The following is a 12,265-nucleotide window of genomic DNA, read 5'->3' on the forward strand; positions in this document are numbered from 1 at the left end:
GCTTGCGCAACAATCTGCAACGTCAACAGGCCCATCTGTAGGTATCTGCTGGCAATGGAATGGTGGCCCCTCTGGCCGCTGCAGCCCTACACACCGTGGAGGATGTGATGGAGCATGGCATTCCAAGCCATTGATAAAGGAGACCCTTCATGTCCGACGACAAGACCAAGCCCGGCGGCCAAGACCGCACGCGGATCAATGTAAACGAAGACTACGAACTGCGCGACTGGTCGAAAAAATTCAACGTCAGCCCTGAACAGCTGAAGGCAGCCGTCCAGGCAGTGGGAACCAGCGCAGCGGCGGTGGAGCAGCATCTGAAGCAGTCCAAAAAGGGATGACACCTGAAGGCGGCCGGTGACCGCCGGTACGCGCGCCGGCTGCAAGGCCGGCGTCCTTGCGTTCCACTGTGAAACGCAGTCCGTAGCCCCGATGCGGCCGCACACCAGGTTTCCTTGCAGGTCAGCCGTTCTTCGCCGGTGAAGTGAAGGCACACGGCAGCTTCCCCACGCATCAGCTCTCTAAAATGGCCGGACGTTCAGCATTTGGCCTAGCGGCAGCAATCACCATGCCCACTCCAACATGGGTTTTTTCGGGAGCATTCACCCGATGAAGGCCGTGCGGCTCATCGCTTTGCTGGTGGGTGCTGTTGCGCTTGTGGCCGTGGTTGTGGTCGTGGTGAAAGGGCTGCATTCCGCATGGGCTTTGCTGGAGCTGGCCTGGTCGGCGGTTCTGCGCTTTGCAAATCTCTTTTGATGTGAGGGGACGACAGTTTCCCCTCCCTATCCCCAACTGCCGTTGCGCGACACGGCCGTCTGGCAGACCCTCTGGACCTGGCCATGGCGGCCTCCACCGCTTCAAAGGCAGCGTGCGCGGGGTGGAGCTGCACGCATTCGGCAGGGGTGTCCACGCAAGGGATGCGGGCCGGGCACCTTCACTCGTCACACGTTTCGGCGGCGATAGGCGAGGACACCAAACAACGTCATCAACAGACCGATGCCCCATGTGCCCAATGCCGGCACCGCCTTGACACCGCTGACGCTTGGCGCTTGCACTGCGGTGATGGTAATGCTCTGCACCACCTGGCTAGCTGCCGGATACGTGACGCCTCCTACGACTCCTCCGGGTTGGTCGGCCGCCACCGTGCAGGTGCCAGCGGCCAATGGGGTCACGACATGGCCTGCGACGGTGCAAATGTCAGGGCTGAGACTGGTGTAACTAACAGGCAATCCCGCGCTGGACGTGGCGGCAAATTCGATCGGAAATGGGCCACCGTCTGTCTGGTGAGCAGTGGGTTGCGGCGGAAAAGTAAGGGTCTGGGCGCCAGAGAAGCTGATCTTCACCAGGCCCGGCTGACCCGGCTGGCCGCCCGCGCCGCCGCTGCCGGCGTCCGCACTGGGGCCTCCCGCACTGCCTCCATAGGCGCCAGCACCATCGGCGCCGCCCAGTCCTTCACCGCTGCATGCCTCCACCGCCAGCGGCCCTGCCAGGGTCTCGCCGTCAGCGCCTGCGGTGCCAGGTGTGCCGTCCATACCTGGATTGCCGTTGGGCCCCCACCCCTCCCCTGGGGAGCCTTCACCCCCTGTCCCCCCCGATCCGCCAAATCCGGCTGTTCCTCCGGCACCGCCTGCGCCGGGAACGGTACCAGCGCCCCCTGGGCCCCCATCGCCGCCATCGCTACCATCTCCTCCATCCCCACCCGCAATACCTGGGCCTATAAACACCCCATCCCAAGGTCCTCCGTCAGACCCCTGGCCACCATTGATTCCCACGCCACCCCTGCCCCCTACCCCTCCGGTAGCGCCTGCTCCGCCGCCTCCGCCAGGAGCCGATTTGTACGGACCGTTGTTGCCTCCATCACCTCCTGCGCCTCCGCTCACTGCAGTTGCACCGCGTCCTGGTTGGCCTCTCCCAAAATCGTAGTCGCTCCAAACCGTGCTTCCACCACCGCCACCTCCCCCATTGGCTGTCACACCACTGACACCCACACCGGTAACGGCGGAAAGCCCGCCACCGGTACTGGAGGTGCCAGGGCGCATCCAATCACCCGTGCTGGGCATACCGGCAGTGCCGCCCGTGCCTACCCGCACCGTCAACGTGCTCCCCGGCGTGACCTGGGATGTCACCTTGCAGTAGGAGCCCCCTCCACCGCCAACACCATTGCTTGGCTGGCCAATGGAATTAGCGTCCTTCGATCCGCCCCCGCCGCCGCCGCCCCAAACCTCAAAGACGGCTGTGGTGGCGCCCGCAGGCACGGTGCAGGTGCCCTCGGCGTTCATGCCGATCACGCAATCGGCAGCCCATGCCTGGGAAGCGGCCCCCAAAGAAAGCAATATAAAAACCTTTGAAAAACTGGTATTCATCATTTTTCCTAGCATTTGAGTTTCGCGGCAACGAAAACCATTCCACTGCTGGCGCGCTGGCCAAGCCTACCGATGGAGTGATATATATCAAATGCGTAGAAATTTGCAACAATCATTTAATAAATGTTGAAAACCCCCTGCCTCGGCGGGAATAAATACAAAGATTTATTAATAAAAGCAAATATTCTCCTACCACCGGGCGGTCACCACCATGGCGTGAATGCGTCGTCACGGTTGGTGCCACCGGACGCAGCGAAGCTGGCCGGGGCACCAACCTCGCTATATGCCATGCCGTTTGATCAGGCCAGTACGGTCGCGGTCAAGCTTTGCAGGACCGGCTTTTATCATTTGCTTTTTTTAATTTCTCATTGATTTATGAAAAATTCTAAAAAAGGATCTATTGAGGGAATGAAGTGCCATTTCTACCTGTTTGTTTTGGTTAACGGAAAGAATCCATGGTAGGGGGTGGCGCGCGGCAAAATGCAGCGCGCCCATGCGCAGTAATCGCTTGCGCCATCGCCAAGCCCTGGCAAGCACTGCAAATCCGTTGCAAGGGGCGTGGCTGTGTCATTAGTGGGCGTCAACATAGGGCGCACCCCGGCATGCGCCATGGACTGCGATAACCGTTTGGGAGGGTTCATCCAGCCGCACGGTTGCGCGGACGGGCAGCCACCAGCAGCAGGCCGTCACCTCCCAGTATTCCCGTAATCCCCATCCGCCGCCGCCGCGCACCCGGTGCAGACCGCCATCGACGCGTGTGCAGGCCAAACCTGGAGATGCCTATAATAAGAACCATTCTCATTTCGTAACCACCCGCCCCACCATGCCCTCCCGCAGCGGCCACCCGCCCTCTCCTTCCGTCGATCCGGTGCAGGCCCTGTACGAGGCGCACCACAGCTGGCTGGTCGCCAGGCTGCGGCGCAAGCTGGGCTGCGCCTGGGATGCGGCCGATCTGGCGCAGAACACCTTTGTGCGCGTGCTGGGCACCCAGCGCCAGCCACTGCAAGCGCTGCTGGAGCCGCGCGCTTACCTCACCACCATTGCGCAGCGCCTGCTGTCCAACCACCTGCGGCGCCGGCAGATCGAGCGCGCCTACCTCGATGCGCTGGCCCTGCTGCCAGAGCCCGTGGCCCCGCCGCCCGATGCGCAGCTGATGGTGCTGGAGACCCTGGTGGCGATTGACCGCCTGCTCGGCGGCCTGCCTGTTGTGGCCCTCCAGGCCTTTTTGCTGTGGCGGCTGGAGGATTTGACGCAGGAAGAAATTGCCCAGCAGCTGGGCATATCGCGCACCAGCGTGCGCCGCCACCTGGCCGCAGCCGCAGAGCGCTGCTATTTTGCGGACCAGGCCTGAGATGGCCGCACCCGACCACCTGCCCGGCGCGCTGCCGCTGGGCGCAACCCCGATGGCCGGTGCCATGCCAGCCACCATCCCCCCAGCCGTCGCCCGGGCCGCCGTGCGCTGGCTGCTGGATCTGGAGCCCGGCGACAGCTCCACCGCCCGCCGCAAGCGCCAGCAATGGCAAAGCTGGCTGGACGCGGACCCGCTGCATGCCCAGGCCTGGCAGCGCATCGCGCAGGTCGATGGCCAATTGCGCGGCGTGCCCACTTCAGTGGCGGTGCAGACTTTGGCCTCGCCCGCCTTGTCGCGCCGCCATGCAGTGCGTTTGGCGGTGGCGATCGGTGCCGGTGCCGGCGGCTTGCTGGCCCTGGGCCAGAGCCCGCTGGGCCAGCAGGCCTGGCGCAGCGCCAGCGCTGATCTAGCAACCGCCACTGGCGAGCAGCAGCGCACGGTGCTGGCCGATGGCACGCGCCTGCTGCTCAATACCGCTACCGCCGTGGACCTGCGCTACAGCAGCAGCGAGCGTTTGATCGTGCTGCGCGCCGGTGAGATCCAGATTGAAAGCGCTGCCGACCCCAGCCCCGACCCCGCGACTGGCCAGGCCCGCCCTCTGCGCGTACGCAGCCGCCATGGCTGGGCACGGGCCATTGGCACCCGCTTTACCGTGCGCCAGTATGCGGACGGCACCCTGGTGCAGGTGCAAGAGGGCCAGGTAGAACTGCAGCTGCGCAATGACATGCGCCAGACCTTGCGCCTGGCCGCCGGCGAGCAAGGCCGCATCACCGCCCAGCATCTGCTGCGCGAGGCCGCCGCCCCCGCTGCCGGCCTGGCCTGGACCCAGGGCATGCTGGTAGCCGACGATATGCGCCTGGGCGACTTCATCGCCGAGCTGGCCCGCTACCGCCCGGGCCATCTGCACTGCACACCCGAGGCCGCCGCGTTGCGCGTATCGGGCAGCTACCCATTGGCAGATACCGGCCAGGTGCTGGCAGCGCTCAGCCGCACCTTGCCGCTGCGCATCAGCAGCCGCACGCGCTGGTGGGTGACGGTCGATAAAAGCTAGGGACCCTTTGCCAAACGCCCTGCCAGGGTCTGAACGCGGTCTCGGGCGATCCGCGCCCATTCCGCTTGGCGAGGGTTGCAGATGATCCCTCGTTTCCCCACGCTGCCATTGCGCATTCAAAAAAAGTGGCCAATTGGCCCCGCCTGCGTGTCAAGCCCTGCAGAAGCGCCGCACAACCATTGCGGCGCGCTGTCAGCAGCTAGTACAACCCGGGACCCTCCGCATGCTCCGCCCTCGCTCCTTCGCCACCGCCCCCGCCACACTCCGTGGCACCGCGCTCTGCGCCCACCTGCTGTGCCTTGGTCTGGCCGCCCTCCCGCACACCGCGCAGGCCCAGCCCTCCGCCAGCACCTCTTCCAGCGCCACTGCCAGCGCTCCAGCCACCCGCAGCTACGCCATCCCCGCCGGCCCGCTGGCTGCAGCGCTCAACCGCCTGGGGCAAGAATCGGGCACCTTGATCTCCTTCGCGCCCGGTACCGTGGCCGGCCTGCACAGCCCCGGCCTGCAAGGCGCCACCGATGTAGGCCAGGCGCTCGGCAGCCTGCTGGCCGGTTTGCCGCTGCAGGCCCAGCGCGATGCCAGTGGCAGCTATCTGGTGCGCCGCGTGGCACAAGCCGCACCCCAGGCCGCAGCAGCAACAAGCGCCGCAGAAGGCGCAGACGGCGCGCCCAGCACCACCTTGCCCGAGCTGCGAGTGACCGCCCAGGCCGAGCGCAGCGCCACCACCGAAGGCACCGGCAACTACACCATCCGCAGCACGGCGGCGGCCACCGGCCTGCAGCTGTCGCCGCGCGAAACGCCACAATCGGTCAGCGTGCTCACCCGCCAGCAGATCGAGGACCAGGGCATCACCAGCCTGGGCGAGGCCGCGCGCCACATCACCGGCATCTCGGCCATCAGCTCCGACAGCGACCGCACCGATCTGGACGCGCGCGGCTTCTACATCGACAACTACCAGTACGACGGCGTGCCGACCTATGTCGCCAATGACTTCTTTGGCGCCTCGATGCTCGACCCGATCCTGTATGACCGCATCGAAGTGGTGCGCGGCGCCACCGGCCTGATGACGGGCGCCGGCAACCCCGGCGCCTCCGTCAACCTGGTGCGCAAACGCGCCAGCAGCAAAACCTTTACCGGCTCGGCCACGGTCAGCCTGGGCTCCTGGAACGAGCGCCGCGCCACCCTGGACCTGAGCACGCCGCTGGCGGATGACGGCCGCATCCGCGCCCGCGTGGCGGCGATGGCGGACGAACGCAACTCGCACCTCGACCGCTACCACACCCGCAACCGCGCGCTGTTGGCCACCGCCGAGGCCGATCTGACCCCCGACGCCACCGTCTGGATCGGGCTGGAGCACCAGGCCAAGCGCCCCACTGGCGTTACCTGGGGAGGCCTGCCGATGGTCTACCAGGATGGCAGCGCCACGCACTGGCCACGCTCCTTCAGCATTGGCGCCGATTGGACCGAGTGGAACACCACCAGCAACACCATCTACGCCGGGCTGGAGCAGCGCTTTGACAATGGCTGGTCCATCAAGGCCAACGCCAGCCGGTTGGATGCGGACTACACCTCCAAGCTCTTCTACCTGCTCGACGAGCCCGACAGGAACACCGGCCTGGGCCTGGGCCCCTACCCCAACTACTCGCGCCAGAGCTTTGCGCAAAACAGCGGCAGCCTGCAGGCCACCGGGCCTTTTGGTCTGCTGGGCCGCCAGCACGAGGCCGTCGTGGGCCTGACCGGCAGCCAATCCAACTACGCCTATGGCAACCATGCCTACACCGCCACCCCGGTAGGCAATATCTTTGAATGGGATGGTTCCTACCCCGAGCCGGTCTGGGGCGCCTTCCGCCCGCTGGGCGATGACCGCACCCGGCAGACCGCCGTCTACGGCGCGCTGCGCCTGTCGCTGGCCGATGGCCTCAAGCTCATCATCGGTGGCCGTGAGACCCGCTGGCAAAGCCAGAGCCTGACGGAGACCCGCAAGCACAATGTCTTCGCGCCGTACGCGGGCCTGCTGTATGACCTCAACCCCACCTACACCGTCTACGCCAGCTATACCGATATCTTCCAGCCGCAGAACTACCAGGACAGCCAGGGCCGCTACCTGGACCCTGTCACCGGCAAGTCGTACGAGGCCGGCATCAAGGCCGCCTACCTGGATGGCAAGGTCAACGCCTCGCTGGCTGTGTTCCGCATTGCCCAGGACAATGTCGCCGTGCAAGACGGTGACCACCTCGTTGGCGGCACCGGCAACCCCGCCTACCGGGGCGAGAAAGGCGTCACCAGCAAGGGCTTGGAGGCAGAAGTATCTGGCGAGCTGGCCCGGGGCTGGCAGCTGATAGCCGGCTTTGCCCGGGCCGATGCCCGCGCCGCGGACGACTCGCGCCTGCAATCGCAGCGCCCCAACAACATGGCCCACCTCTACACCACCTACCGCCTGCCAGGCCACTGGAACGCCCTCAAGGTCGGCGGCGGCCTCACCTGGAAAAGCGGCACCTACGCCACCACCACCACCACCTCGACCGATGTGCAAGCACGCCGCGACCAGGGCGCCATCACCTTGGCCAGCCTGATGGCCAGCTACGACATCTCGCGCCAGTTCTCGGTGCAGCTCAATATCAGCAATTTGTTCGACAAGACCTACTTTGACTTTGCCGGCAGCCAGATCTACTACGGCGCGCCACGCAAGTTCACGTTGACGGCGAAGTACGAGTTTTAAACGCCGATCCAGCGGAGGGCCAGACACCCTCCGTTGGATGGAGCCGAGTCTGCTCCGTCCATTCGGCCTTTGTGTTCATGGCTGCCGCGAGACGTATCAGCGACCGCCCCATCCAAAAGATGAGCCTCAAATGTCCGAAATATACATACAAATTTCGGACATTTTATTGACTGTTGTCCGAAATTTGTCTACAAATCCAGGACAGGAGGCTATATGCCAGCACTCAAACTTCATATCTCCGCACTGGTGAAGGCGGCGCAGACCGGACAGGTCTGGGTTCCTACCGACTTCGCGCACTTGGGTAACCGCGATGCCATCGACAAGGTTCTTCAGCGCATGGTGCAAGCAGGAGAGTTGCGTCGGATCGATAGAGGTTTATACGACAGACCCACGATCAACAGCCTGACCCAGCGACCAACGACTCCAGATTACCGGGCCGTTGTGGAAGCTATCGCTCGCCGAGATCAGCTACGGCTGATGGTAGACGGGATGACTGCCGCCAATGACCTTGGCTTGACCGATGCGGTGCCTGCCCATGTCACCATTCATACCGACACCCGCAGGCGTTCCATTCAGCTCGACAATCTGACCATCACGTTCAAGCAAACTGCGCCCAGTCGGCTCTACTGGGCAGGGCGACCAGCAATGCGCATCGTGCAAGCCCTGCACTGGCTAAAAGACACGCTAGCCACAGAGCGCACCTCCATTCAGAACAAGCTGGCCCAAGTAATCGCCCAGCCCGTTCATGGCCCATTGATCCGCCAGGATCTGTCCGAAGGATTCCATGCATTACCCGCTTGGATGCAAAGTGTAGTTCGCGAGCTCCCTGGTTGCGACCCACAAGCTGCGAGTACTGTTTCACCAACAAGCCTCAGCACGCTAAATCCTACACCTGCGCGCCGCCGATCACACCACGATGGGGAGACCGTGTGAATACCGCATTCAATACGATCATTGCAGCAAACGATGCCGAGCGCCGCGATTTGTTTCTGGGCGCCTCCACTCGTCTAGGTACTGCAGTGCAAAACATCGAGAAGGATTTCTGGGTCTGCTGGACACTCGATGCATTGTTTAACGGCATGGAAGCGGGTAGCCCGCGTTTGCTGTTCAAAGGAGGTACCTCGCTTTCCAAAGCCTTTGGGCTCATTGCACGCTTCTCAGAAGACATCGATGTCACCGTATTTCGTGATGATCTGGGACTAAGCACTCAGGTCACAGAACTGGATTCCTTAAGCGGCAAGCAGCGCCGTGCACGCTTGGATGCCATCCGTAATGCTTGCCAGGTTTACGTGGCAGGGCCATTGGCCTCGCGGTTCACCCAGATCGCCGCTTCTGTCATTCCCGAGCAGCGTTTTAGGATTGAACTGGATCCCGACGACAAGGATGGCCAGAGCCTGTTGTTCTGGTATCCCGCAGTCACAGGCACGCACAACGACTACATTCGCTCGGCAGTCAAAATCGAGGCAGGAGCCAAATCTGCACTTGATCCAAACATCGCAGCATCAGTCACTCCTTACATCCAACAAGAGCTGCCTGATCTGGACTTGGCAGTATCGAGCGTCATGACTGTGAAGCCCGAGCGGACCTTTTGGGACAAGGTCATCATCTTGCATGGACTACGCCAATGGCATGACTGCCGAGGGCAATTGCGATACGGTGGGCAACGCGTCTCGCGTCACTACTATGACCTGCACCAGCTGATGCAATCGCCATCAGGTGAGGAATGGCAAACCAACTACGAGCTTGCCAATGATTGCTCTCAACACGCGAGGCTATTCTTTGGCAGCCCAGATTTGGGGCTTGGCATTGCTATCCCCGGCACGTTCACCCTCACCCCCAGTCCAGCTATGCGAGAAGCACTGGAGAGAGACTATGAGGCAATGGCTGGAATGATTTTTGGCAACGTTCCCCGTTTCCAAGATGTCATGCAAAGTGCAGAGCACTTTGAGCAAATCGTCAACAGTGCCACGGGCACTACCAATAACGGCAAAAAAGGCAGTGAAGCTGAGTAGTTACGGCGCGCCACGCAAATTCACGTTGACGGCGAAGTACGAGTTTTAAAGGCCCTGCGGCCACACAACCGCCCGCTGAGAAACCAGGGGCTGACCCATCAGCGGGCTGATGGGCTGCCGCCGATAAAGCACAGTTTCAGCGCAGAGTTTCTCGCGCAACGGAGCCAGCGGCGGGTCTCGGAGGCGGGATACAAATCAGAGTTTCGCAGCATTACAGTCATTTTCATAATGGACGCCACCATTTGCTGCTTGCAAAATGGCGCATATGCTGGAGATACTGAATAGCCGCCGCACCCATAGCAGAAATAACACCAGCCTCATGCTTAAACATTTTGAATAACCAATATTCTTATAAAACTGCGTTTTGGATAAAAACCATAAGACTGACTTATGATTATCCACAAACGAAACCAATCGTTTAGCGGTTGATGCAGAAATTCCCATCCAAAATCAAGTCCTTGCAGAAATCTATAGCGCTTGCTATATCACATTGATTGCCACTGTTTTCATCTATTACACCGCAGAGGTTCAGGGTGGCATATGTTGGTATAAAACACATATCCGTTTGCCGCAGCCGTACAACGCTGTGTATAAATCTAAGGCGAAGGCGACCAGGAGCGCGCAACATATTCAACAGTGGCCAATTATCAATATAGACAATTGGTATCACCAGAACCTTGCCGCATCCCAGAATGCATGTCACCTCGATCGCAATCTTTTGAAATCTCCAAGGAAAGATATGTCATTCAACTACTTCAAGAAACATGTGCTGTTGGCTGGGATTGCATTTTTACCAGCGATAGCTTGGTCCCAGTTTGTCGTTCCACCCGCCTTCCGAAACGCCAGCGAGCCCCAATGGGAATTGACGGGTTCGGCGCGGCTGACGGCTGCGACGCCCCCGGGGTATGACGCCATTGGCTCGGGGTGGCTGCGGTTGACAGAGAACCTTGTATTGCAAAACGGTTCAGCGCTATACACAGGCGCAACTTTCTCTGCCGAGGAAGGCGTCATCATTGATTTTGATTACGTCATGTGGATGAAATACCCCAGTAACAACTTGGCTGCCGATGGCCTCTCCTTCTATCTTTATGACGCGGCGCTGGGTATGGGAGGGTCGAACGCGGGAGGAGATCTAGGGTATTGCGGGGGGGAAGGTGGTTATCTGGGTGTCGGCTTCGATGCTTTTGGCTATTTCTCAACCGATGCATCTTGCGGCGGTCCAGGTGGCCAGGATGTTCAACGCATACCCAATACCATCGCAGTTCGAGGGCCGGCATCAGCTGGCAACCCCTTTGTCGCCAACGTAGGGGTACCCGCGTTGAATAATCCAGATGCAACAGCACGCCCGGCGGACCGGTCTGCACGCATTATCTTGACCCCAACCGGCGACTCCAACTCTCCATTTTTAATCAGCGTGCTGGATGGCCCTTCTGGCATACCCGCTCCAGTCATTACCAACCAGCCCTTTCCCTATGCAGCACCTGCGCAGCTCAGCATCGGGTTTTCTGGCTCCACCGGTGGGGCGACCGAGATCCATGAAGTGCGCCTCAACAGGGTGGCGGTACCCGCCGATGTACAAATCGACCTGGCCATGACCAGCCCCAGCATCCGGCGCCGGGGGGATACCGTCAGTTATTCGCTCAGCGTCAAAAACAATACTTTGAGCAATTCTCCGCTGTCCGCCAAGATCGACGTTCCCGCCAGTGCGCCGCTGATCAATGACCGCGTTGACGCGCTCGTCAACAAAACCTGGACCTGTACCGCCACGGGCGCTGATACCAGCTGCCCTGCAGCCAGCGGCAGCGGTGATATCGCTGACCTCGGCCATTACACGATGGGGCAGGATGGAGCGCTGAACTTTGTCTTCCAGGGCGAGGTGGACCAGGACGCTGCCTGCAATGCATCGGTAGGCAATAGCGCCACCATCCACTTCGCAGACGACGCCGGCTTTATTGACCAGGACCTGAGCAACAACCGGTCCAGCAGTGCCGCGTTCGTGGTTGACTGCACAGCGCCACCCATCACCGTTAAGCCACCCCAGCCTATCCCCACCGTCGGCACCTGGGGATTAGGTCTGCTATCGCTGGGTCTGATGGGATGGGGTCTGCACAGCCAGCGCCGTGCGCGCAATCGCTGAGTACGTCCCAATGATCCCGTCTGACCATTGAGCACCCACGGAAAAAGCCCGCTGAAACAATCAGCGGGCTGTGGTGCAGAGGGCTCCAAGCAAATGCCCTACCCAGTCAGGGAACGGAGACAGCCCCTCAGACTAGGCGCCCGGGTATAGGCAGTACGGCCTATCGCAGCCCGGACAGCGGTGTACTAAATGCGGTGAGCCCCGCCACCTTAGATCCAAGGCACGCCGTAGTACTCATTAACCTTGCGGCCATACTCGTCGTTGTAATCCTGCGTGGTTTCACGCGCATAACGGGGAGCGCCTTCCAGCTGTTCCTTGGTCAGCGATACGACATAGCCGCCCAGGCCGGTGTCGTACTTCAGGGTTTCCCATGGCAGGGGGTACACATCGGTGCCCATGCCCAGAAAGCCGCCAAACTCCATCACCGCGTAGCGGACCTTGCCGGTCAGCTTGTCCAGCAGCAGGCTTTCCACCGAGCCCAGCTTGTCGCCATTGGGGTTGTAGACCTTGGTGCCTTGCACCTTGTCCGAAGAGATCACGCTCGATGCAGTGTTTACGGTATTCATATCGTTCTCCTGTGTTGGAAAGAGTGATTGCAAAAGGGGCCGGCGGGGGGGCTTCGTGAAGCGGTTCCG

13 protein-coding genes are annotated in these 12,265 nt (G+C 61.5%); 11 read left to right on the top strand and 2 right to left on the bottom strand.

Annotation, left to right across the window (positions count from 1 at the left end):
- The first annotated feature begins 149 nt into the window (after positions 1-149).
- A complete protein-coding gene (locus tag ACCQ08_RS00300) occupies positions 150-338 on the top strand; it encodes a DUF3606 domain-containing protein (RefSeq protein WP_373448522.1) in 189 nt (62 codons plus the stop codon).
- A 268-nt stretch (positions 339-606) separates the two neighbouring features.
- Complete coding sequence (locus tag ACCQ08_RS00305; protein WP_373448523.1) at positions 607-753, top strand: hypothetical protein; 147 nt, start codon at positions 607-609, stop codon at positions 751-753.
- A gap of 185 nt (positions 754-938) precedes the next feature.
- Here ACCQ08_RS00305 and ACCQ08_RS00310 read toward each other — a convergent pair whose 3' ends face one another.
- A complete protein-coding gene (locus tag ACCQ08_RS00310) occupies positions 939-1,529 on the bottom strand; it encodes a hypothetical protein (RefSeq protein WP_373448524.1) in 591 nt (196 codons plus the stop codon).
- Positions 1,530-1,959: 430 nt separating this feature from the next.
- Here ACCQ08_RS00310 and ACCQ08_RS00315 point away from each other — a divergent pair, with 430 nt between their 5' ends.
- The 9 genes from ACCQ08_RS00315 (at position 1,960) to ACCQ08_RS00355 (ending at position 11,630) form a co-directional block, all read left to right on the top strand.
- Positions 1,960-2,133, top strand: coding sequence for a hypothetical protein (locus ACCQ08_RS00315; RefSeq protein WP_256460965.1), 174 nt, complete (start codon positions 1,960-1,962; stop codon positions 2,131-2,133).
- Between the two features lie 39 nt (positions 2,134-2,172).
- The gene (locus ACCQ08_RS00320; protein ID WP_373448525.1) at positions 2,173-2,379 is read left to right on the top strand and encodes a hypothetical protein; all 207 of its coding nucleotides are present in this window, start codon (positions 2,173-2,175) and stop codon (positions 2,377-2,379) included.
- 104 nt (positions 2,380-2,483) lie between these two features.
- On the top strand, positions 2,484-2,732 hold the full coding sequence (locus ACCQ08_RS00325) for a hypothetical protein (protein WP_373448526.1): 249 nt from the start codon (positions 2,484-2,486) through the stop codon (positions 2,730-2,732).
- Positions 2,733-3,183: 451 nt separating this feature from the next.
- Positions 3,184-3,711 carry a sigma-70 family RNA polymerase sigma factor gene (locus ACCQ08_RS00330; RefSeq protein WP_373448527.1) on the top strand — a complete coding sequence of 176 codons (528 nt, stop codon included), beginning with the start codon at positions 3,184-3,186 and terminating at the stop codon, positions 3,709-3,711.
- A gap of 1 nt (position 3,712) precedes the next feature.
- Positions 3,713-4,762, top strand: coding sequence for a FecR domain-containing protein (locus tag ACCQ08_RS00335; RefSeq protein ID WP_373448528.1), 1,050 nt, complete (start codon positions 3,713-3,715; stop codon positions 4,760-4,762).
- 223 nt (positions 4,763-4,985) lie between these two features.
- Positions 4,986-7,481 (top strand): TonB-dependent siderophore receptor, encoded by a 2,496-nt coding sequence (locus ACCQ08_RS00340; RefSeq protein WP_373448529.1) that lies wholly within the window; start codon positions 4,986-4,988, stop codon positions 7,479-7,481.
- Positions 7,482-7,694: 213 nt separating this feature from the next.
- A complete protein-coding gene (locus ACCQ08_RS00345) occupies positions 7,695-8,414 on the top strand; it encodes a DUF6088 family protein (protein WP_373448530.1) in 720 nt (239 codons plus the stop codon).
- Positions 8,411-9,493 (top strand): nucleotidyl transferase AbiEii/AbiGii toxin family protein, encoded by a 1,083-nt coding sequence (locus tag ACCQ08_RS00350; protein WP_373448531.1) that lies wholly within the window; start codon positions 8,411-8,413, stop codon positions 9,491-9,493. The genes ACCQ08_RS00345 and ACCQ08_RS00350 overlap by 4 nt, the downstream gene beginning before the upstream one ends.
- A gap of 490 nt (positions 9,494-9,983) precedes the next feature.
- Positions 9,984-11,630: an IPTL-CTERM sorting domain-containing protein gene (locus tag ACCQ08_RS00355; protein ID WP_373448532.1), complete on the top strand. Its 1,647-nt coding sequence runs from the start codon at positions 9,984-9,986 to the stop codon at positions 11,628-11,630.
- A gap of 209 nt (positions 11,631-11,839) precedes the next feature.
- Here the strand turns inward: ACCQ08_RS00355 and ACCQ08_RS00360 are convergent, their stop codons facing one another.
- Complete coding sequence (locus tag ACCQ08_RS00360; RefSeq protein WP_239811495.1) at positions 11,840-12,196, bottom strand: PRC-barrel domain-containing protein; 357 nt, start codon at positions 12,194-12,196, stop codon at positions 11,840-11,842.
- Positions 12,197-12,265: the final 69 nt, after the last annotated feature.

Source organism: Comamonas sp. SY3, assembly GCF_041730275.1.
Classification (GTDB): domain Bacteria; phylum Pseudomonadota; class Gammaproteobacteria; order Burkholderiales; family Burkholderiaceae_C; genus Comamonas; species Comamonas sediminis.